This is a genomic window from Arenibacter sp. 6A1 (assembly GCF_012272855.1).
Taxonomy (GTDB): domain Bacteria; phylum Bacteroidota; class Bacteroidia; order Flavobacteriales; family Flavobacteriaceae; genus Arenibacter.
This window is the reverse complement of sequence record NZ_JAAXCQ010000014.1, coordinates 16717-40413: the sequence shown is the minus strand read 5'-3', so window position 1 is coordinate 40413 and position 23697 is coordinate 16717. Positions and strand designations below refer to the sequence as shown.

11 protein-coding genes are annotated in these 23697 nt (G+C 37.4%); 1 reads left to right on the top strand and 10 read right to left on the bottom strand.

Going from position 1 to position 23697, the window contains the following annotated elements:
- Positions 1-9: 9 nt before the first annotated feature.
- Positions 10-1506, bottom strand: a complete 1497-nt coding sequence (locus tag HCG49_RS13255; RefSeq protein ID WP_168470018.1) for a SusD/RagB family nutrient-binding outer membrane lipoprotein — start codon at positions 1504-1506, stop codon at positions 10-12.
- A gap of 22 nt (positions 1507-1528) precedes the next feature.
- The gene (locus HCG49_RS13250) at positions 1529-4738 is read right to left on the bottom strand and encodes a SusC/RagA family TonB-linked outer membrane protein (RefSeq protein ID WP_168470017.1); all 3210 of its coding nucleotides are present in this window, start codon (positions 4736-4738) and stop codon (positions 1529-1531) included.
- A gap of 597 nt (positions 4739-5335) precedes the next feature.
- Between HCG49_RS13250 and HCG49_RS13245 the strand changes: the two genes are divergently transcribed.
- Positions 5336-5695, top strand: coding sequence for a hypothetical protein (locus HCG49_RS13245; RefSeq protein ID WP_168470016.1), 360 nt, complete (start codon positions 5336-5338; stop codon positions 5693-5695).
- Between the two features lie 181 nt (positions 5696-5876).
- On the opposite strand, the gene HCG49_RS13240 is transcribed toward HCG49_RS13245, so the two are convergent.
- The 8 genes from HCG49_RS13240 to HCG49_RS13205 form a co-directional block, all read right to left on the bottom strand.
- Positions 5877-7337: a sulfatase gene (locus HCG49_RS13240; RefSeq protein ID WP_168470015.1), complete on the bottom strand. Its 1461-nt coding sequence runs from the start codon at positions 7335-7337 to the stop codon at positions 5877-5879.
- Between the two features lie 498 nt (positions 7338-7835).
- Positions 7836-9449: a sulfatase gene (locus HCG49_RS13235; RefSeq protein WP_168470014.1), complete on the bottom strand. Its 1614-nt coding sequence runs from the start codon at positions 9447-9449 to the stop codon at positions 7836-7838.
- A gap of 229 nt (positions 9450-9678) precedes the next feature.
- A complete protein-coding gene (locus tag HCG49_RS13230; protein ID WP_168470013.1) occupies positions 9679-11415 on the bottom strand; it encodes a RagB/SusD family nutrient uptake outer membrane protein in 1737 nt (578 codons plus the stop codon).
- Between the two features lie 52 nt (positions 11416-11467).
- Positions 11468-14674, bottom strand: coding sequence for a SusC/RagA family TonB-linked outer membrane protein (locus tag HCG49_RS13225; protein WP_168470012.1), 3207 nt, complete (start codon positions 14672-14674; stop codon positions 11468-11470).
- Positions 14675-15305: 631 nt separating this feature from the next.
- Positions 15306-19271, bottom strand: coding sequence for a hybrid sensor histidine kinase/response regulator transcription factor (locus HCG49_RS13220; protein WP_168470011.1), 3966 nt, complete (start codon positions 19269-19271; stop codon positions 15306-15308).
- Positions 19272-19389: 118 nt separating this feature from the next.
- Positions 19390-20838, bottom strand: a complete 1449-nt coding sequence (locus HCG49_RS13215; RefSeq protein ID WP_168470010.1) for a sulfatase — start codon at positions 20836-20838, stop codon at positions 19390-19392.
- Positions 20839-20911: 73 nt separating this feature from the next.
- Entirely contained in the window at positions 20912-22408 is a 1497-nt protein-coding gene (locus HCG49_RS13210; protein ID WP_168470009.1) for a beta-N-acetylhexosaminidase, read from the bottom strand.
- Positions 22395-22865 carry a glycoside hydrolase family 20 zincin-like fold domain-containing protein gene (locus HCG49_RS13205; RefSeq protein WP_168470008.1) on the bottom strand — a complete coding sequence of 157 codons (471 nt, stop codon included), beginning with the start codon at positions 22863-22865 and terminating at the stop codon, positions 22395-22397. Before HCG49_RS13205 ends, HCG49_RS13210 begins: the two co-directional genes overlap by 14 nt.
- Positions 22866-23697: the final 832 nt, after the last annotated feature.

The following is a 23697-nucleotide window of genomic DNA, read 5'->3' as shown; positions in this document are numbered from 1 at the left end:
ATATGAATACTATTGCTTATCCCACCATACACGGGTAGTGTAAGTATTTGGACCTTGATTTGATATTGCAGCATTTATATTCTCTGCATTTATAGTAAATTCAACCAAAGGATATTTCATTCTTCTTGGAATAGTTCCTCCTGTAGCATTTCCGGGATAATTTACGGGTGTCAAAACAGGGTATTCTATTCTTCTCCAGTTAGCATAAGCTTCCAATGGATTTAAAAAGGTCGCTGCCCAATATTGCTCCCCTATCATCTCTAGTCCGTTTGCTAAAACAAAAGGATTGGCTGCTAAATATGCATCTACGTCTGCTGTTGCGGGCGGGGTCACACCATAAAACCCCCAGTTTGCCATGGCAGCACGAACACCTTTATTGTAATGTTCTTGTGCTATGCCAGTATGCCATCCTCTTACTGCAGCCTCTGCCAGCATAAATTCTACTTCGGCATAGGTTATATACATTGAAGGAGAATCTCTTTGAACCAAAGCTTGGTTCACTTGTGAATAATCTAAAAGATCGCCTCCCGCAGGTCCCTCGGTCGCTATTGTTGTTGGATCCAAGCCATTTGGCAACCCCTGATGTGGTGCACCAGACTCTACATAGGACAATATCTCTAATCTAGGATCGTCATTATCTTGCATCCAGCTAACGAAGGTATCACTCAATCGCATAAATTTATCTACGAAAAAAGAATAGCCAATAGGGCTTTCTACCCCACCTTCTTCGTGTTCAATTTTTGCCAAGTCATTTAAATCTGTCATAACACCTCCTGCGATGGCTTTCTTGACCCATGCTTCTGATGCGGCAGGATCTGCTTTTGACATTCTAAGTCCTAATCGCAACATCAGGGAATACGATAATTTTCTCCATTTAGTAATATCACCACCATATATAACATCTTGATTCCCTGGGTTTTCTGCTGAAGCACTTAATTGTGATGCTGCCGCCTCCAATTCACTTAACATGTTGGTATAAATATCTTGTTGGCGATCGTATGCCGGAAACCAATTGTTGGATATGAACCCTTGGCCAGCTTCAGAATAGGGAATATCACCATAAAGGTCAGTTACCTTTTGAAAAGAGATAACCTTCATAATACGCCCAATAGCGTTGTAATTTATAGCTTCTGGATCTTCAGCAGTACGGGTTACATAATCAATTACATCTTTGGCTTCATACACCCAATATTCATCAAATACCGCATAACTGTAATCAATAAAGTCAATGTATTTATCTCCCGGCAACATGTTGGTCGCAATATTAATATCGGCCAATTGTTGAATAGAGGATGCGGCCCAACCTAAACCAACCCTACGCATTTCATATTGCGCACCAGCGGCTTTTAATTGTATCTCTGTGAGCTGAAGTTCAACAGGTAAATTTGCAATTGCATTTGGATTTTCATTCAATTCTGCTAAATCCTCCGCACAGGATGTCATTGAAATAGCCGCGATTGTAACAAAAAAACAGGCAATTTTTATGCTGATTTTATTTATTTTCATAATACTATTATTTTATTAATTACTAAAAAGTAAGATTCACGTTAAATCCAAACGAACTTGTTTGTGGCATAGCAAAGAAATCTAATCCTTGGGCATTGCCTGAGGTATAGCTAGATTCTGGGTCAATATTTTCAACGTTTGAATGAATCAACCAAAGATTTCTTCCTACTAGTGAAAGGTTGGCTTTACTTATAAAGGTTTTTGCCAACATTTCTGAAGGAACGTTAAAGCCTAAGGTAACTTCTCTTAATTTCACAAAGCCCGCATCATAAATAAACTCTTCGGCAATATCATTGTAAATTTTTTCATAATAATCTCTAATGCCACTTGCCGGTATAACACCAAGGCCATTTTCACGCCCTACTAAAGTATTCTTATGTACCCCTCTTCGGTATAATTGAGCATTGGTTCCACTGTGTCCTACAGCTCCATCTTTCATATCTACTAAAACACTTAAAGTGAAATCTTTATATCTAAAACTGTTTTGTAAACCTGCACTAAATGGATGTACGCCTGTCCCAAAAGACACTGTTCCTGCGGCCTCATCTACTTGAGGCAATCCATTGGCATCAAGGGTTAATTCTCCATCTGCACCTCTAAGGAATTGACTACCTGTTATTTGCCCAAAAGGCTGACCTTCAATATGGGTTACCCAAGCATGTCTGGCCCTACTTAATCCTATATTAAAACGTTCTTTATCATTGTCCGGATCTACCAAACTGACTACTTTACTTTTGTTGTTACTCATGTTAAAAGAAACATTCCAACCAAAATTTTCCGTTCTAACCGGTACCCCTGTCAGCAATAATTCAACCCCTTTATTTGTAAGTTCACCCACATTTACTATGGTTGACCAATATCCAGAAGTATAAGAAATTCCAGCATTTAGGATATCGTCTTCGGTCTTTTTGTCGTAGTAGGAGAAATCTACCCCCAACCTATTGTTTAAAAACTGAACGTTGAATCCTAGCTCTAACTCTGTTACTAGCAACGGGTTAAGATTAGCATTTCTTACCGAGCTGCCACTTATTGAACCACGAGGAACTCCAAGTTGTGCTCTACCTAAACCATAATTCTGTTTTAAAGAATAAGCCCCAATGTCTCCAACGCTCCCCACTTGTGCCCAAGAGGTTCTAACTTTTACAAAATCGATTACTTCTGGTAATGTTATGACATCGGATAATACGCCACTAAGCCCTACTGATGGATAAAAAACATCTCTACCATCCAACACGGAGAACCAATCATTCCTTGCCGACCCCGTTAAAAACAGCCAGTTATTGTAGGAGATTTCTGCTTGACCATATACTGAGTGGGAACCTAATTTTGAGAAAGAACTCCCTCCACCATTATTAATACCATTTGCTATGGAGTAAAAGAATGGCAAAGCAAAATTATTTCCAGATGCGTACGTTCCATCTTCTTGCAATCTCATTTTATTGGCACCTGCCAAGAAATCATACGCAATACCATTGTCAAATTCTTGACGGGAACCTAGCATGATATCAAAATTGGTCTGTTGGTATTTGTACTGACCTTGACTCATACCCCCATTTATATTATGTCCAGTTCCTGTAGGATTAATACTTTCAGCTATACGGTCAGATTGGTCAATCCCGGCTCTACCTTTTACATACACCCAATCGTTCACATCATATTGTAAGGAAGCACTTGCAATAAGGCGATCTTTAGAATCTTTATCTGTCTGTTGATACGCTGCCCAATATGGGTTTTGAAACCAAATAGAGCTGGTGGGCAATAATTCATATCCTTTTTGCCCCATGGTAGCTCCATATAGATCCGTTGCGTCTTCAGGATTTGCTCCCAACCTGTTAGGATCGCCCTTTAAATCATACACGTTGGTTGTTACTGGCAATTGCCAAACGCTATAATGAGCATTTCCTGGAGAATCTGCCAATTGAGATCTGTTTTTTACATCCTGTAAAATATACTGTGCACTGGTTTGAAATGACAATTTATCATTCAATGCTTTCCCGTGCATATTCACACTAAAGGTCTGTCTTTTCATTCCAGAATTCGGCATAATACTTTCGTTGTCCATAGTGGAGGCAGAAAATCTATACCCTAAATCTGCTGAACCTCCGCTTAAGGAAACAGTATTTGTGGAAGTATTCCCCGTTCTATAGAATTTGTCAAAATTATTACCAGAATAAGAATAAGGTCTGCTTACCCCATCGAATTGTACAACACTGGACCCATCCAATTTTGCTCCCCAAGAAAACTCCCCGGCAGCCCAAGCTTCAGATTGTGTTGTGGGTTTTTCTCCCAAAAGTCCAGAGCCATATTCCGTCTGTGGATCTAAATGATTGATAGCATTTTCAAATACGTAGTTTGAATTTACTTCTACTTGAAGTCCTTGATTGGTTTTACCCCTTTTGGTTGTAATAAGAATAACCCCATTGGATGCTTGAGATCCATAGAGTGCGGCAGCAGAATTACCTTTTAATACTGACATGGACTCTATGTCGTCTGGGTTGATATTACCAATACCGTCACCGCCATCAGATCCACCCCATTCACCTGCAGAACCTCTATTTGTGTTATCAATAGGGATTCCATCAACAACATATAACGGTTGGTTGTTACCGGTTAATGAAGAGTTACCACGGATTAAAACCCGCACAGTCCCAGCAGGTCCTGACGCCGTTCTTGTCACATTTACACCAGCTACCTTACCGGCCAAACTGTTTGCTACGTTTGTTTCTCTGGCTTCGGTAAATTCATCCCCTCCAACTTTGGACACTGAATATGCCAAAGATCTTTTAGATCTTTCAATACCTAGGGCCGTAACCACAACTTCGTCCAAGGTGTTCGCCGATACTTTTAATTGAATGTTTATTTCACTTCTTCCCGCTATAGCCACAGTTTGCGTTTCATACCCTATATAGGATATAGCCAGTTTTGTAGCACTTTCTGGCACGGATATACTATAGTTGCCATCAAAATCGGAGGTTGCCCCAATGACGGTCCCTACCGCCAAAACCGTGGCACCCGGCAACGGATTGTTGTTTTCGTCCAGAATGGTACCTGTTACAACCCCATCCTGAAAAACGCCCGATACCAAACTTTCGTTTACCATGGGTTCATAAATAACCTTGGCTTGAATGGTTGTTGCTGAAATTATACACAGCAATAGCACAAGGTTTGCTTCTAATAATTGCTTTTTAGGCTTTTTCAATAAAAAGAGCATACACCTTTTTAGTTTTCTCATACTTGGTTGGTTTTAATTGGTTTTTAGCAATAATTACAATAAGCTCCTTAAAATAATTAACATGCTAGATAAGTGAATTTTCCATTTGCATGTCATAACTCTTAAAAGGAGCGGAAATTGAATTACCTAAAAGCAATATTACTTCTTCGCTATCCCCCTGTGTTAGAACAGATTCAAAAAAGTGTAACATAATTTCGAGGGATTAACACATTTTTAAGAGGGTTTAACACATATTCGGAATTCTCGTGGGGTTAAATTGGATAATTATTAATTCCAAGGTATGTATGGCTAGCCAATTCCAAATATGATTAGAAGAAGCCCGAACGAAAATGCAAAAATATTATTCGTCAGGAAATAGATTAGGAGCAAGCCTATCTTTGGAATCAAAAAAGAAAAGGAGAAATAGCGGTAGTAAAAAACCGTTTATATAAGCCAAGAAAAGTGAAAATAAAAGTTATTTTTGTTAGCTATTAGGGCTGAAATGCATGGGACTACCAACTTAGGTACTGTAGACAGCGAGTTAATATAATTATATAGATAAAGAAATATATGTTTAAAGACACTACTAGCCAATCTCCGGGTACAAAAGCATAATTAATGACACTAAAACAATTAACAGGCGACTACTCCATACTAGGTAAAAATCAAGATGACACCGAAAACACTTATAAAGGAATTCTATCCTTATCCTTGGATGAGAACAATAGAATAATTGCCAAATGGTTAATAAATTCTACCCAAGAACAAAAAGGAACTGGCTTTTTTAAAGACAATATATTGGTGATTAATTTCAACTATCAAGGTGATGATAATGCCACCTATAAAGGCGTTGCTGTTTATCGTTGTTTAACTAAGGATGTACTAGATGGCTTTTGGTCAGAAAAACACGGAAATCCATTATATTTAGGAGAAGAAAAATGCTTTAGGATCAATTCTGAAACGCTGTTAGTAGACTGATTGAGAAAATATCAAACTGTAAAAACCCACGTTCCAAAAGTACGGCCGGGCATTTAAATTGGTTATCCATGGGCACTTGAAAATCGCCATACTTCCTACTCCTAATTTTAAAACCTCAGGAATTGTCGAACGTTGACAAAATTGTACTCGCTTAAATTTTCCGATTTTATTGGATTACTATTTACTTAGTTTCTTGAACTCCATATTGGATATTCAAATCATTATTTCTTACCTCTTTTAATTTTGCTCGTAACCGACTTTGCATCTCCTTCCTAACCTCAGCATATTGTGGATTATAGGCCAAATTATTATACTGTTTGGGATCATATTCCATATCAAATAATTCCATCCCAGACCCAGCGTCCTCATCGTATTGAATATAAGCCCATTTTTTAGTTCTAATCAAAAAAGATTTTCCTCCCTGACTTACAGAGAAAGCCATATCCCGTACCTCAACAAGAGGATTATCTAAGGTATTTGCGATACTTTTCCCTTGAATGTTTTTAGAATATTTTAAACCAGCTAATTCCGATACGGTCGGATATAAATCCAATAGTTCTGTAAAAGAATGGCATACTGCAGCTTCCTTTCCTGGCATTTTTATGATCAATGGCACCCGTACTGACTCTTCATGTAAACTTACCTTCATCCAAAAACGGTGCTCTCCTAAATGAAAACCATGGTCTGAGGTGAATATCACGATGGTATTATCTTCTAAGCCCTCTTCTTTTAGTGTGTTGAGAATCTTTCCTACTTGGGCATCCATATAAGATACGGAGGCATAATAGGCAGCTACCGCCTTCTTCTCTTGCTCTTCTGTCATTTCCCCATTAACGCTAGTTACATAATTTATACCACGAGCGGGTATATCATCCCAATCGTTTTGAACTTTGGGAGGTAATACTATTTGAGAATGGGGAAAGGGTTCAAAATATGATTTTGGGGCTACAAAGGGTACATGGGGCCTTACCATCCCAACCGCTAAAAAGAATGGTTCCTTTTTATGCTTCCTGATTAATTCTATAGCCTTTTCTGCAGTCTTCCCATCAGAATGTAGTAAATCATCACCATCTGCCTTAACTATAGTCATTACATTGCCACCTTTTCTAGGTTTATCACCGAATGGATTGTTCTGCACCAATTCGGCTTCCCCTTCTGCCTGCCATTCAGGCCCTTGGCTATTAAAACGTTCGGTCCAAGAGGCAGCATCGTCTTGACCATTGGAACCAGTTTCAAAATCTATGGGAACACCCATATGGTAAATTTTACTTACCCGAGCGGTATAATACCCATTGTCCTTAAATAGCTGTGACCATGACTTTCGCTTAGTTCCTACTTGTTCTCGGCCGCTGACATACCCATAGGTTTTGGTTGCATTTGGATAATAACCAAACATTAGGGATGCCCGTGAGGGACCGCAAACAGGATATTGAGAATAGGCGTGAGTATATCTTGTTCCCTCTGTAGCCAATTTATCAATATTAGGGGTACTACCCGCTATATTTTCATAAGAAGATACTGCGGTGGCAGTGAGATCGTCCGCAACGATAAATAAGACATTGTATTTTTCATTACTATTTGTGGACTGGGCAATTCCTTGCATTAGAAATCCCAGTAAAAAAATAAATACGATCTTCCTCATTCAATTAAATTTAATTTACACTTGTTTTTCAAGGATCACAAGGTATAAAAAACCTTTAAAATTTATAATGGGTTAATTACAAAAATTAGCCTTCTGGTACTTATTTAAATTTGAAAACATTTTAGTGAAACTATAAATTGTGATGAAAGTTTCTATTTTAAACCTGAAGTGCTTATTCTTTTTGAAATAACAGGAAGAAGTCAATATTAATTTCCTCCCCTATAAATAGTGAGCAGCTTGTCTTAATATAGAATGCCACGATATGATATCGTCAAAAACTCCATACCTGTAATATCCAACAAACAACTTTTTTCTTGTAAGCACAACCCCGTAAAAATCGTGCCCTATATCTTCCCTAGTCTTGTCCTTTACTTAAAATACAGCTCCGGTTTCATACTCCTCTATCCTTTAGCATTTTAATCCAATTCTCAAAAGACTAGTCCTTTTATAAGTTCAAGTTCCCATTCTCCAAACAAATTTCCAAATCTACGTGAAATGCTATTTCTGCAGTCCTTTTGCTTTTAAATACTTATTTAAATACATGTCCGATATAGAATCATTATCCTTATATTTTTCTCTTACTTCTTCCAATTTATTATGCATGTTTTTTTGTACCGTTGCATATTTTGGGTCATTGTATATATTTTTCATTTCTGTTGGGTCTTTTTCCAAATCGTACATTTCCCAATAATCTTCATCATAATAGAAGTGGATGAGTTTATAACGATCCGTTCTTACGCCGTAATGCCTTTGAACGTTGTGTTCCCCGGGATACTCATAGTAGGTATAGTAAATGGCATCCCGCCATTCTACTTCTTCTCCAGCTACCAATTTTCTGAAAGACTCACCTTGCATACCGGTGGAGATTTCCACGTCCGCATAATCCAAAAAGGTAGGCGCAAAATCCAAATTTTGGACCAATTCGTCAATTACCGTTCCTGCCTTAATCTCATTTGGGTAGCGCATAAGTATTGGTGTTCGGAAAGACTCTTCATACATAAACCGTTTATCAAACCAACCGTGCTCACCCAAATAAAATCCCTGATCCGAAGTATACACTACTATAGTGTTCTGGGTCAACCCTTGATGATCCAAATAATCCAATACTTCTCCAACACCGTCATCAACAGATTGAATAGTGCGCAAGTAATCTTTCATATACCTATTAAATTTCCATTCGGCCAAATTCCTTCCCTTTAGGGAATCTTCTTTAAATTTATCTATGACAGGGTTATAATAGGCATCCCATGCCGCTTTTTGTTTAGCATCCATCCGATCATACATGTTTTGAAAATTCTTTCTGTACGGTGTTTCGATGGTGCCTTCAGAGTCTAACATTTTAAGGTCATATACTAAATCCATGTCTGTATAAATTCCCATTTCATGAGCTGCAGCAGCCGGTCTCTTTTCATAATCGTCATAAAAATTGGAAGGAGGCGTAAATTTTTTTTCGTCAAATAATGTTAAATATTTCGCTTCAGGCATCCATACCCTGTGAGGTGCTTTTTGATGGTATAATAATAAAAAAGGTTTGTCCGGATCTCTTTTATTTTTTAGCCAATCCAAGGCTATATCTGTAGTAATAGAGGTTACGTAACCTGGGATTTGCTTTTTCACCCCATTCTCAATGAAATCTGGATTGTAGTAGTGACCCTGTCCAGGGAGTACATTAGAATAATCAAACCCTTGGGGCAAGCCATCCATGTGTATCTTTCCAATCAAGGCAGTTTGATATCCCACTGTCTGTAAAGATTTCGCAAAATTATCCTGATCCCAATCAAATGCTTGGATATTATCTACCTTTCCATTGATATGGCTATGCTTTCCAGTAAGCATTACTGCCCTACTGGGAGCACAAATGGAATTTGTTACAAAACCTTTGTTGAAAATAGCTCCTTCATTAGCAATCCTATCAATATTCGGAGTCATGTTCAAACCATTACCATAAGCACTAATGGCTTGATAGGCATGATCATCGCTCATTATGAAAATGATATTTGGAGGAGGGTTATTTTTATTAATATTTTCACTTAATTGATTTTTAGATGGGTTTTTACATCCTACATATAGGGTTGCTAGGCTTACTGTAATGGCTAGTTTAACATATTTCATCCTTACTCTGTTTATAGATATTATAATATTTTGAGTTGTACAATAAATGTAGTTAGTTAATAGGTCAGGTAATTTGATGTGGATATAGAAAGGAAAGGTTGTTTAAAACAAACTAAACAACCTTTCACTAACAACTAACTATTAAACAATTAACTCTGAACTTTATGCGCTGACGGACTATTTCGAAGGGATCAATTGACCACCTCCCCTATTATTATCCCTTCCTAATTTATTCCCAACCTGGGTTTTGGGTTAGATTGGGATTTAATGTTAATTCATCGGTTGGTATGGGAAGCAAATAGTCTCTTGTTAAATCAAATTGATATCCATTTGGCAATTCTCCTTGTAGGGGATCTACATATCCGTCAGAATCGAGTAATACCTCCGAACCAACAACCATATCCGGAAACTGTACCGGATCAAACCTCACTCCTTTGTATCTTTTTCCAACTGTAAGTTCATCATGTGCGGCCCATCTATTTATATCATCTGCACGATATCCTTCTGCTGCCAATTCAACATGCCTTTCCCTTCTCACTTCATTGATTATTGGGGACAGGTCTGGAAATAGCCAATTGGGGTCGGTTGTAATACTCCCAATTGCCAAAGGTGGCATTCCGGCACGATCACGTAGTAGGTTTAAGGATATATCCAGGTCTGCCTGTGTAATAATTCCCAATTCGGCTTTGGCCTCAGCGTAAACTAACAGCGCTTCGGCAAATCGGAATATTGGGCTTGAAGTTGTTCCTTGACCGGCACCACTGCGTTGTGCCCAATCTGGGTTTGCTCCTTTTCTTATCTGATACCCGGTAGGGCATACGCTCTCGCCAGAAGCATCTAGAAAGGACTTTTCAAAAGTTTCCACCACAGTGCCGCCTTCTATACGCCAATCTTGTCCTGGCAGCCAAATGGTTTGGGATAATCTTGGGTCCCGATTGGTAGCAACTTGTACCAAAGTAGTGTCTCCTTTGTATAACGGACTTGTAGCAATTGGCTGTCCATCAAGGCATAAATAATCATTTACCAATACCTGTGTAATGCCACGGCCTCCTCCGGAAGATGATAAATAGCGCTGGCCATTATGAGCAGTGCTTAATTCCTGACTATATGACTTCCAAAGCATCACTTCAGAACTACCCGAAAAATCAGTCTGGTTAAATACTTTCCAATAATCTTCCATGGGGTTACCCGTATTGTGAAGGCTATATATACCACTGTCCATTAATGACTTTGCAGCATCGGTGGCTATATTTAGAAAAGTACTTCCATCAGAACCGTCAACCCCAAATGAAGTACCTGCATGATACTTTTCCCATGTTCCTTCATATAATGCCACCCTGGCTTTGAACAACTGGGCAACTCCCCTGTTGAGCCTATTTCCATTATTGTTTTTATCAGCCTGCATATATTCAATAGCCTGGTCCAAATCGGCAATAATATTCTGAGCAATGATATCTCTAGGAGTTCTAGATTCATACAACTCTTCCGAAGTGTCATTCAAAACTTGATTTGTATATGGGTAAGGCCCAAATCTCTTCAACAAACTAAAATTAAAATAAGCTCTAAAGAACAAAGCTTCCCCTACATATTGTTTATAGGTGTCAAATTCGTCCTCAACCTTATCATAATTGGCCATAAAAATATTCACGGTTCTAATGTTTCTAAAATTATACGAACCATTACCCGTAGTTATGGTGTTGTTTCCAGCCAATCTGTCGTCTACATTTTGTCTGATTATATTATCACTATTTTGATCATGCCAATAAATTCCGCCGTTAAACGCATTTGGAGTCCACGAAGGAAAGGCTGTGTAGAATTGGTTGACGTATAGCTTTAAGTCCTCGGACGTTTTCCAATAATTATCTGTCGTTATTTGATCTAGAGCGGATCTCTCTAAAAAATCATCATCACAACTTGTTACAAAAAATGTAAGTGCTGCAATTATCAATACTTTTAAAAATTTCATTTTATTATTCGTTTTAATTGATATCATATCTTAAACTAATGGTTCTAGTACCTTATAAATCAAGATTCACCCCAAATGAAAAAACTTTGGATAGTGGATAAATCTTTCCACCTCCCCAGCCTCCTCCAAGAACTTCTGGATCAAAATTTTCATTGAGCTTTGTTTTTGTCCACAAATTTTCTCCTGTGATATAAAACTGTAATCGGCTCATTCCTATTTTACCCAAAACTTCTTTAGGTAAGCTGTAACTCAATTGCACATTTTTTAATCTCAGGTATGAGGCATCTTGTAAAAATTTAGTTTGAGTTTGTGTATTTTTAAGATGTTCTGCGTTAAAATATGGTTTTGGAAAATACGCATCAGTGTTTTCTGGGGTCCAATAATCTAGAGAAGCTTTAGTTACACTAGTTTGCCATATATTGCCTCTAAAACCATAAAAAAGATTGGTACTTGCCGGAAAATAATAATCTCTTTTGGCTACACCTTGGAATAGTACTGACAGATTGAATCCCTTGTAGGAAGCTCCAAGATTAAATCCGTAGTTATATCGTGCCCTATTATTACCGATAATTTTTCTATCCCCTGGACTGCTTTCTGTATTGTCCCCTCGGGTAATCTCTCCATCACCATCCAAATCTGCATATTGGGTATCACCGGCCAGCCATCTGTTTCGAAATATGGATTGATCTGGTGCAGCTGCAGCATCTTCATCAGAAGCAAACAATCCCACAGTTTCATACCCCCAAATATCACCAATCACCTGACCTTTCCTATAAGAGGAAAAGATACCGGTAGGGTTGTTGTATTTGGTAACCTTACTGGTATTGTCTGATAAGTTTGCCCCAAAATTATAGCTAAAGTTACCGAATTTTTGTTTCCATGAGAAGGAAATTTCCCATCCTTTGGTCGTTAATTCTGCATTGTTCTCCCTAGGTGCATTATCTCCTAATAAGGCGGGCAGAGCAGCTGCAGGTCCTATCATATCTGACGTTACCCGAGTGAAGTAATCATAGGTTACGTTCAGTTTATTTTTGAACAACCCTGCATTAATACCCAAATCCGTGGTAGTAACCGTTTCCCATGTAAGGTTTGGGCTAACAATATTGGGTCTGGTTATATATACAGTTTGTTGATCGTTCATTAACCAATGGGATTCATTGGATCCTAAGGTCTCTTGATACAAGTATCCTAGATTGGTATCATGATTACCAAGCTCACCCCATGAAGCTCTAAATTTTAAATTGTTGACAACTCCTTTTAAAGGTTTCCAAAAAGCTTCTTTGGAAATATTATAACCTATAGAAGCCGAAGGAAAAAATCCCCATCGTTTTCCGTCTCTAAAATGAGAACTTCCGTCATACCTCCCATTGAGTTCCAGTATATATTTTTCTTTATAATCGTAATTAAACCTTCCAAACACACCTTGGGTAGAATAGTGGCGGGCAGTATCCCCAACATAATCTTCCCCCACTGCAGTACTGATGGCAGGAACAAATTTGGTGATAAGGTTTGATCTAGATGCCAGCACATTACTCCATTCATCCAGACGTTGTTCATACCCCCCCAAGATTTTCAAATGATGACTTCCTAGGCTGGTGTTAAAAGAACTTACTAAATTCACCAGTTGGTCTGTACCCTCGGTATAGACTCTCTGGATGTTATTTGGTTTATAACCTACGTTATTAGTAGACCCGTCAGGATAGTTTAAAATAGCTGCAAACCGCTCCCTTACCGCTTGTGAGCCTCTCACTTTTCTATTGTAGCTTACTCGAGTAATCCAATTTTTAACCGGCTCGAAGTCGGCACCCAATTGCACTAATGTGGTATTATAATCATTGGATGTGTTACCCGCGTCCCTAAACCTCAAAATATTGGCATCAATCGCATTTCCATCCGGGTCGAAAGCCGGAGACGTTGGCCATGCCCTAGAGATTTGATGGTAAACTATATCTTTAGTAAAGTTTTGAAAGCCACCAGAAGGAAATATTCTTTTCTCCTTAGTATACCTTGTTGTAACATCAAACCTCAACCAATCTGTAGCTTCGGTTTTTAAGTTTATGTTAAAGGAAGCCCTGTCATATTTATCAATAGCATAATTCATCTGGCCGTCCTGTTCAAAATAATTTCCAGAGATATAATATTTGGTACTTTCTGTTCCCCCACTAACACTTACATTGTGTTCTGATCTAGGTGCACTGTCCCTAAAAAACAATTTCCACCAATCCGTATTGGCAAAGCCACTCCGACCACTTAACCATCTATTACCCTGCTCATTTAACTCCGTAGAATACGGCAACTCGCCGTTTAAATATGCTTTTATTTTGTCCAATGCCTCCTCTTTAAACCAATTGGAAGCGCCACTATTCGTTTGTGCTTGGTTAATAGCCGTTGCAAACTCCAGACTATTGGCCATTTTTGGTAACGAGGTTGGTGAAGAAAGGGCATATTTCGTTGAAAATTTTACAACAGTCCTACCTTTGACACCCCCTTTGGTGGTAATTAATATAACTCCAAATGCAGCCTTTGAGCCATATATGGCGGCGGAAGCAGCATCTTTTAACACTGTTACGTTCTCAATATCACTTGGGCTTATGGAGTTCAACTGGCTGGCAGAAAGAGGAAATCCATCAACTAAGATATAAGGTTCTCCCGAGTTCCCTGTTAAGGTGCCTAAGCCCCTAATGTTCAAATTTTGTGACGCACCCGGTTCACCCCCATTTCCTGTTTGGCTTATTGAGAGTCCAGGAAGAACTCCTTGTAGCATGGAAGTAACATTGGGTACTGGACGTTCGCCAATCTCATCTTCTAAATTTATAGATTCCACAGCACCTGTCACATTTAATTTTTTCTGAGTACCATATCCTACAATGACCACTTCCTCCAGTTGGTTGACATCCTCTTCTAGGGATACGTTTATGTCATTGAAATCTACCACCTCAACTGTCTTGGTCAACATACCTATGTATGAAAACTCCAATACGCTTCCATTAGAGGCCGCAATGGAATACTTACCGTCAAAATCTGTTGTCACTCCTAATGATGATCCTTGAACCACTACTGTAGCTCCAATTAAAGGAAGGCCCGAGTTATCGGTCACGGTCCCACTAATTTCATCTTGAACCTTAACAAAGGCCCCATCGTTGGCCAAGGCGAACATAGACGTCAATGTCCACACCAAAATAAAGACTATACCCCTATTTAGTGCCGAAGTGGGTGTTCCCTGAAATTGTTTCTTCTTTTTTTTGTTCGTTTTTCTCATAAAATTGTATGATTTAGTTTGGTTTAGTTATCCTTCTTAATTCATTAAAAGGTCTGGCTAATCTATTTAGAAATAAGAGTTCTAAACGGTGAAAATCTTCCAGAAGAGGTTTGGTATTGTCAATTTTATGCAGAGGTTAGGTATTGATTGCAAAATGTCTATTATTGTATAGATGAAAAATGTACTACAATTCGTAATTGCACCGTAAATACTAACTTCTGTTCAAAAGTCCTATTAGAATTCAGAGCGTAATGGACACAACACGAGTACACTTGGATGGAAGTACAATAGCTGTCCAAGCCATCGGTATCTAAAAAATTATAATTCCCCCACTAATCGGATTTTCATTAGGATATAGTTAACTGTCTTAACAAGGTCCAATTTTAGACCATTATCTATTCCGATATAGCAATTCCTTTAAGGATGTTGAGGTTTACCCTATTAACGTTAACAGTAAAAGAAGAAGTGTAGAGCTTATAAATCTGGTCAGACAAGTTTCATCAATTAGCAATTCTGTATTTTGACTTGTATTGCAAGCGGCTATTTTTTTTTTAATGATGAGCTTCAACCAAGGTGGCATCATTGTGGGGCATAAGGACTAATTTCTATTGGGAACGACTATATCCTATTTCTAATCTTTATATAGTTGTTCAGATCGATAGTTTGATGGCGTTAGGCCGAATTTCCTTTTAAAGCAGGTACTGAAATATTTTGGGTTTTTGAAGCCAACAAGCAATGAAATGTCTACAATTGATTTCTTAGTATGAGTGAGCATATATGAGGCTTTTTGTAGTCGAACGGAAAGAATCAATTCGTTGATTGTCATGTTCGTTATTCCCCCCATTCTTTTATAAATCAGAGATTTACTCATTCCCAGTTCTCTAGAAAAAATGGGGATATTGAAATCCGGATTATCAATATTTACTTCTATAATGGACAGGCATTTCTTTAAAAACTCCTCATCCGAGGTGCTAATTGTTTCAGCATCCAAAGGTATTTTTAAATCCTCCAGCATTTTTTTACTTTGTCTTTCCTTGCCAACCAAGAGATTGTCGATTCTTGAACGTAATACCTCTAATTGAAAGGGTTTTTCCAGATAGGCATCGGCACCTGTTTCAAAACCTTTTATTTTGTCCTCGGTAAGCGTTTTGGCCGTTAATAATATTATAGGAAGGTTGCTAGTCTTACTGTTTCCTTTTATAAGTTCACATAACGCAAGGCCATCCATTTCTGGCATCATAACATCGGAGACAACGAGATCTATTTTTCTGTTGTTTACAATATGCCAAGCTTCCTTCCCGTGGGCAGCAATAATAATTTTGTGGAAAGGGGCCAAATTTACACGTAAATAGTCCCGTAGGCTTTTTTCATTCTCTACAATCAGAACCGTATGCACCTTTAAATTAATTGTTTCCTTTTCTTTGGAGTGGGGGAATTCTTCAACCGGAACAACCTTTTCCTTTGAATTGTAATAAAAAAGATTATTTACTTTACTCGGCTGGTTTATCAAGGGAAAAACCACTTCAAAACAACTTCCTATACCTATTTCACTTTTAACACCAATTTCTCCCTCATGTGCTTCAACAAATTTTTTGGTCAATGCCAAACCTATTCCTGAACCACCTAAATGACTTTTAGCCTGATAATAGCGTTGAAAGATGTGAACAAGATCATCAGAAGGAATTCCTGATCCAAAATCCTGAACCGTTATTCTTACCTTATCCTTTTCTGAAAAAACAGACATAATAATGTTTTCATTAGGACCACTGAATTTAAATGCATTTGAAAGTAAATTGTAGAATATTGTTTCTGTCATATATTCGTCAAACCACATAAACAGGGAATCTACATCTGACTTAAAAATAAGTGTAATGTTTTTTGATTTTGAAAAACTATTAAAGCTTTCAGAGAGTTCCCGAAGAAAAGCAACAATATCTTGTTTACCAGGTTGCATTTCGGGTTCTTTAAATTTTGCTTTTCTAAAATCAATACCTCTGTCTATTAGTTTTTTTATGCGCAATGCGTTTTTTTGGACAATAAACAGGTTTTCAACGACTTTGCTACTAAGGCCACCCTCTTTAACTATAGCTTCAAGAGGACTCAGGATTAAACTTAGTGGAGTACGGATCTCATGCGATATATTAGTAAAAAACTTTATTTGTTTTTCGTGTATTTCATTTTGTTCCTTGAGGGATTTTTTTTCAAATTCCAAAGCTCTTTTGGATTCTGCCTTTTTTAGTATGAAGTAATTTATAGAATAGATTATCAATACAAGAAAAATGAAAACTCCTAACTTGAACCACAACGTCTGCCACCAAGCAGGAAGTACCTTAATATCAAGTCCAGTATAGGTGTCATTCCAATTTTTTGCGGTATCCGAGGCCTTTAATTTTAAGGTATATTCCCCTGGCTCAAGGTTCATATAGGTAATACCTCTGTTAGAAGTAAAGCGCCACTCATCATCATAGCCCTCTAATTTGTACGAAAAATCAATTTTTTCGGGTTGTTTAAAATCAAAGGAAGAAAAATTGACCGTTAGAACCTTTTGGTTATGGCTTAAAGTGATTAGCTGTGTTTCCTCTATTGGTTTCTCCAGTACCATTTGTTTATCACTTGATACGTCTTCATAATTGACCAGAATTTTAGTAATGATAACTTTTTTAATTTTTGTTTCCGATATAATACTATCTGGGTGAAATGTAAGTACGCCTTTTGTTCCGCCAAAGAACAACTTTCCATATTTATCCTTAAGGACGGAGTTAATTTGAAATGAATTGTCCGTGAAACCATCTTTATAGGTATAATTGGTAAAGCTCTTGGTGTCTATATCAAATTTTGAAATTCCTTGATCGGTCCCAACCCATATATTGTTGGAATTGTCAGAGATAAGCACATTGACTTCTTGGCTATTAAGACCATTTTGTAAGCCATAAAAAGATGCTTCCGTGTTTTTAACATTGAACAAGCATAGCCCTTTCCTTGTAGCCAACCAATAATTATTTCTGTCTAATTTTAGTATATAATTAATGTCCTCGGGAACATTGGAAATCATTTTGAAGCCATTTTGGTCATATTGGTAAATACCTAAAACCCCTCCAAAAAGTAAGGTATCCTTATTGTGTTGAGCATAGGAAAGGGCTCTTAAATTAATAGGTGCTCTATCAGTATTAACTTGATACAAGCTTTCACCTTCGTTTGGTATTGTAGTTACAATATTATTGCTTCCCAGCCAAAATCTCCCATAGCTGTCTTTTTCAAGAAAAGTAATCTTAACATCCTGATTTATGCTTTTAATTATATTTTTTTGTATTGTGGATTTGTTTTTATTTAAATCGAGTGTAGCTACCCCGTTTTTATACGTTCCAAGAATTAATTGTTCTGAATTTACCTCGTTAATGGCCGAAATCGTTTTAATTTTTGAATCCAACACTACGTGTTCCATATGGTTATCTACTAGCTTATAAAGACCATTACCATCACTACCTACCCAAATCCGATTTTTTGAATCCAAGAACAGGGACGAAACCGGTACATTATGCCTTTGATAATCTTCATTTACAAGTAAATTATGGGTAATAAATGGGTTATTGGCATCCAATTGGCTAACACCGTTTTTTATTGTTCCAATCCATAACGTTGAGTTGTTATCTATGTGTGTGGTAAAAATAAAATTTGATCCCAATGAATAATCGTCATCAATATTGTTTTTTAAATACTTAAACCGATTGGTGATCTTATTATAAATATTGATACCGCCGCCATCTGTAAACAGCCAGATCTCATTGTTGGGCATTTGCCTTATATCCAGAACAAAATTACTGGTTAATTGTGGTGTATTATTATGGGGCTCTTTGGTAAATCTTTTATATAAATTACCATTTTGAAATGCAAAAACACCTTTCAAAGTGGCCACCCAAAATTCTTGCTCATTTACAGGGTGTATTCCAAAAACTCGAGTAGAAACGGGCAGTATATGTTTTGAAAGCAATTTTAACCTTTTGGTCTTTACGTTAAACAAAAAAAATCCGGACTTTTCATCGTATAAGGCTAAATTATCTTGATCATAGTCAAACATCCATAGGTTGTTTAGCCTTATGTTCTCCTCATTACCAATTTGGGCGAAGTCAATGGTATATAGAAATTGCAAATCGGCGTCCAAAACAATTATCACCTTATTGTTCGTAAGAACCCACACCTTATTGTCAAAAGTTTCACGAAAACCTTTTAATCTGTAGTTGCCAATAAATCTTACGCGCCTAAATTCTTGGGTTTTGTAATTGTAAACATCAATACCCGTTGAAGTACATATGAGTAATTTATTAGATGAAGTTTGAAAAATATCTTGAATATGATTGTTAGAAAGAGATCTTTCATCTTCAGGAACGTGTTGATAGGTTTCCATTTGAATGCCATCGTAGCGATTCAGTCCATTGTCGGTTCCAAACCACATGTAACCGTAGGCATCCTGAAAGATAGCCCTTACAAAATTACTGACCAGCCCATCTTCCCTATCAAGATTGATAAATCGATTACTTTGGCCTAATAGGCCATAAGAAAGAAATAACAAACAGAAAAAATGAAACAGCTTACTTTTCATATATAAAGAGGACATTATGAATGTAAATCTTTTGGTTCCCTCTCACCAATATTACCAATTATAAAAACATCTACTTATATGTTGTTTTGTTAAATTTAACTTTTTCAGGGGTAATACACTAATCCCAAAAACTACCCTCTTTCTTAAGTTCTTGTTCAAATTGTTCTAATTCAAAAAGTAATTCCAAAGTCTTTTCCGATTGCTGATCAGCCCTATTGATACGTTCTCCTAAATCTTCTTCAACCTGAAATAGGAGGGGAGTTTCCCTTGAGGCTACAAAACCGTAATTGTTTTTCGTTTGGGAACCAATGCGCACATGAAGTTTCCAAGGCCCCTTCCTTATTGCCGAAGGGAGGTTGTCTGTGTAATTATAAAACAACTTAAAGTCATTTATCTGGCTATAGTGACCTTCGGACAATAACAGAGAGCTAATATCACGACCATCAATGGTTCTGTCTATGGGAAGCGAAACCCCTGTAATAGAGAAAATTGTAGGCAACACATCCAAAGTACTAACAGGGGTTTGCTCATTTCTATTGCCTTTTATTTTTGCGGGCCAGCTAATAATTCCAGGCACTCGATGCCCCCCCTCCCATGTAGAACCTTTTCCGTCCCTGAACGGTGTCGCATATCCTACTTTTAATCTGGTATCCCCATATTTAGTGTCGCTTCTATTAGAAAACACAATCCACGGACCGTTATCAGAAGAAAATATAACTATTGTATTTTCCCGAACTCCAACATCTTCCAAAGTGTTGATAATATCACCTATAGAAGCATCCAGTTCCTCCATAACATCACCCAGCTCTCCTTTTCGGGATTTTCCTTGAAATTCACTGCTTACAAAAAGGCCTAGGTGTGGCATATTATAGGCAATATAAGCGAAAAACGGTCTGTTTTGATTACTTCGTATAAAGTTAATGGCTGCTTTAGTACAAACACCAGTTAGTGAGGTTGACGCTGCAATACTTGACGGCAAATTAGTTGCAAGCACATCATATCCCGTAATTGGGTTATTTCCTTCCGGATTACTTTGGATAAGCATAGCATTCTTGTAATCATGAGATACATTGGTTCCAATCCATTCGTCAAATCCATGGGCTAAGGGTAACGCATCGGAGCTGTGTCCATTCTGCTCATTTGGGGTGCCAAGATGCCACTTACCAAACATACCTGTTTTGTAACCAATAGATTTCAGTCCCTCGGCCAGGGTAATTTCCTGTTTATGAATATGTCTTTGGGATCTAGGACCAATTACCCATGAGCCCAATCCAGATCTACCAGGGTAGCGTCCTGTCATTATTGAATATCGCGATGCCGAACAGGCTGGGGAGGTTACATAGAACTGAGTAAAATTAATACCGCTTTGCTTTAATTTTGTAATGTTCGGTGTTTTTATCGTTGGGTTCCCATTATGAGCGTAATCACCATAACCGCTATCATCAAGGTAAATTAATACGACATTGGGACTTACGTCCTTTTTAAGTGTATCTACTTTCTGTGGATAGGCTATACCAACAAATAAAAAGAAGAGCATATATTTATACAGAAGGAAATTCCTAATCATTGCAAAAGCAGTTCCTTTAATTTTTTTACTAAAAGAAAAAAAACAGATTTGATTTGTATTCATTGATGAATTGCTATTTCTCATAATTCCTTTTCAATTTATTTAGATGATCCACGCTGTCACTTAAACCTCCTACCCTATTTCTCATTACCCATATTTCTCGATATTCTGCAATAATTTCTTCCAGTTCTTTCGCTAAGGAATATTTATTTTCCGAGGGTAAATTGTCCAAGATACCATTTGTAGCGTTTAGTTTTTCAATCCCAAGATGACAAGCATGTATAGCCAGTTTTGCGGCGTTAACGATCTCCCTTTTTACAATATGAGCATCCTTGGCAGAAGCTTTTATTCTATTGGCCCTGTCTATTATGGACTTTAGCTCATCAATCGCTTTTTCTAAATTATCCAAGGTTAATTTATTGGTTTGTTGATGTTTACTCAATGGCTCTTTTACATTCTTTAAAAGGTTGTAAAAAGGCATATTAAAGCTACCCCCAGGGGTCAAAATTTGATTTACATTACCCAAATCATATATAATTTGAGAAGTTTTATTGGTATAATCCTGATAGATGTATTTATTGAGCAGGTAATTAATATCCAAATCTCTATTGTTCTCTAAAGACCAGGAGACTGCTGCGCCATAAATATAAGGAGCATAACTACTTATTAGATGCTGAGGGTGTCCACCATCTCCCCAATCGGTATTTAAATATCCAACAGCGCCATATTTTATACCGTTTTCGGCCGCATTGATCTGATTTTTAATTGCATTATCGGTCCTTCCTATTATGGAACGCCATGATGAAGTACCTGGACAAACATAAAAAGGTATGTTTGCTTTTTTAAATTTCGCAGCTTGCCGGTCAAAAGGATGGTTTGCTCTATACCCCCATATCATGCAAGTTATATTTTCGGGTAATTCCTGGATTAATTCAGGATGCTTAAGAATAATATCACCCCAAAATTGGGCTTTTTTTCCGTTAGCCTGTACCAACTGATTAAGTTTTAATAAATAATTCAAGTATACCTGACCCTTTCCTTTCGATTCCACAGCAGCTTTGGATTTTCCAGTTCCCAGTTCGTAGGGCTCATCTCCTCCAATATTAACAAATTCGCTCGAAAAATTAGGGAGCAATTCTGAATAGAGTCTTTCTATAAACACCTTAGAATTGTCATCCACGGCAGAAAGGGTTCTTCTGATTCCCAGAACGGGATGAGATGGGTCTTTTATGGTTTCATTTTCAGCCATGTACCAATACTCCTTATGTTTTAGCCATTGCTCCATATGTCCAAATCCATTCTGGTTTGGAACAAGGTCGATAAATCTATCCTTACAGTAATTATCCAGTACCAAAATTTCGTCCGAGGATAGCGCACTTGCACCTCGCCACACCTTTTTATGATTTTGGTACTGAAAAGTATGTTCTGTGTACAATTGAATTTCATTGATTTTCCAAGAGGAGAACATATCAATATACTGAAATAAAGATTGCATTGTAGGAACCTTGTTTCGGCTTATATCCAAAGTGACCCCCCTTCTGGCAAAATCAGGGTGATCATATATTTCCAAGGCGGGAACCCCCCCCCTTGCCTACACTGTATTCAAGAACTTGTCCAAAGGTCAGAACTCCGTAATAAAGTCCGGCTTCATCATGTGCCGTTATAGAAATATGCTGATCCGATACTTCAAGATGGTATCCCTGAACTTTACGTACCTTTTCCGGATTAATTATCAATTCAATCCTCGGGGACTCCCCATAGGCAATATTACCGGCAATGAAGAAATTCATCCCTTTTTTTGCTAATATATCTTGGAGATATCTTGCTGAGAAACGCAGCCCTCTATTTTTTGCAATTCCATAAGCAATTATTCTACCACTATTATGCGTGAATTCACCCTGACTGATGTTTAAGTCTTTAGGTTTGGGGACCAGATAATCCTTTAAGGACTTAGGATCTGTTGCCCTGACTTTTAAAATTCCAATAAATGCGAAAAATGTAACAAGTATGTATACTTTCTTTATCATGGTTTTAAGAATATTATATTTTATGTGATTTGTAGTTCACTGTATCAAGAAAATGACTTTAGTTCTAATTAGGAAAATAATGTCACAATTCAAGTAGAATCAATTTTGGAACACCAACTGCCTAAATACTCAAGTCATTAAAATATACGTACGACCCCAATAATTGTCTATTTGATTCCTTTTGGTATGCAATTGATACGTAATAGACGGGATGCCCTTAAGTTTATTAAGTGTATTGGAATTATCATATACAATTATGAATAAGATTAATAAACTCTAAAAAATGGGGTTGATAAGTATATTTTATCATTGGCCTACCATTGAAATATAAATTCACTTTATTTTAGACGGCAATGTAGAACACAAAGAACTTTCAGTGGTGTAAAATTTTCCAAAAAAGGTTTAGTATTGTTGTTTTTACACCTATTTATACCCTGTAATTACTATAAATTGAATATAACCACATTCTTGTGGATCTAAACCTGTTTAATCTCGAAAAAATTTGAGGGCTTGTAAATAAAACCCGCATTATTAGTTAAGGTACGTTTTTAAGATTTGTATTTCGTTCCAAAATTCTCACAGTCATATTTCTCCCCACTGTCTGAATGGTAAATAAGTCTCTTGACTATATCCCGATTCTTTATTACCATCCTGCACGCCGAAAGTATGCTTCTTCAGCACTCAAACCACTACTCATGCTCCATCCAATCCCTTTGCGATCGTAATGGTCATAATCCTTAAGGATACAAAAATCCTTCTTTGGTCACTTATAAGTTCTTGCTATTGCCTTTTTTTTTTGATTCCATTTCCTGGGAAACTTTCGGCTCCGAAC

What these genes read in the sequence shown, in the direction of transcription:
- HCG49_RS13255 (WP_168470018.1), bottom strand. Translation starts at nt 1,506, where the DNA reads ATGAAAATAAATAAAATCAGCATAAAAATTGCCTGTTTTTTTGTTACA.
- HCG49_RS13250 (WP_168470017.1), bottom strand. Translation starts at nt 4,738, where the DNA reads ATGAGAAAACTAAAAAGGTGTATGCTCTTTTTATTGAAAAAGCCTAAA.
- HCG49_RS13245 (WP_168470016.1), top strand. Translation starts at nt 5,336, where the DNA reads ATGACACTAAAACAATTAACAGGCGACTACTCCATACTAGGTAAAAAT.
- HCG49_RS13240 (WP_168470015.1), bottom strand. Translation starts at nt 7,337, where the DNA reads ATGAGGAAGATCGTATTTATTTTTTTACTGGGATTTCTAATGCAAGGA.
- HCG49_RS13235 (WP_168470014.1), bottom strand. Translation starts at nt 9,449, where the DNA reads ATGAAATATGTTAAACTAGCCATTACAGTAAGCCTAGCAACCCTATAT.
- HCG49_RS13230 (WP_168470013.1), bottom strand. Translation starts at nt 11,415, where the DNA reads ATGAAATTTTTAAAAGTATTGATAATTGCAGCACTTACATTTTTTGTA.
- HCG49_RS13225 (WP_168470012.1), bottom strand. Translation starts at nt 14,674, where the DNA reads ATGAGAAAAACGAACAAAAAAAAGAAGAAACAATTTCAGGGAACACCC.
- HCG49_RS13220 (WP_168470011.1), bottom strand. Translation starts at nt 19,271, where the DNA reads ATGAAAAGTAAGCTGTTTCATTTTTTCTGTTTGTTATTTCTTTCTTAT.
- HCG49_RS13215 (WP_168470010.1), bottom strand. Translation starts at nt 20,838, where the DNA reads ATGATTAGGAATTTCCTTCTGTATAAATATATGCTCTTCTTTTTATTT.
- HCG49_RS13205 (WP_168470008.1), bottom strand. Translation starts at nt 22,865, where the DNA reads ATGATAAAGAAAGTATACATACTTGTTACATTTTTCGCATTTATTGGA.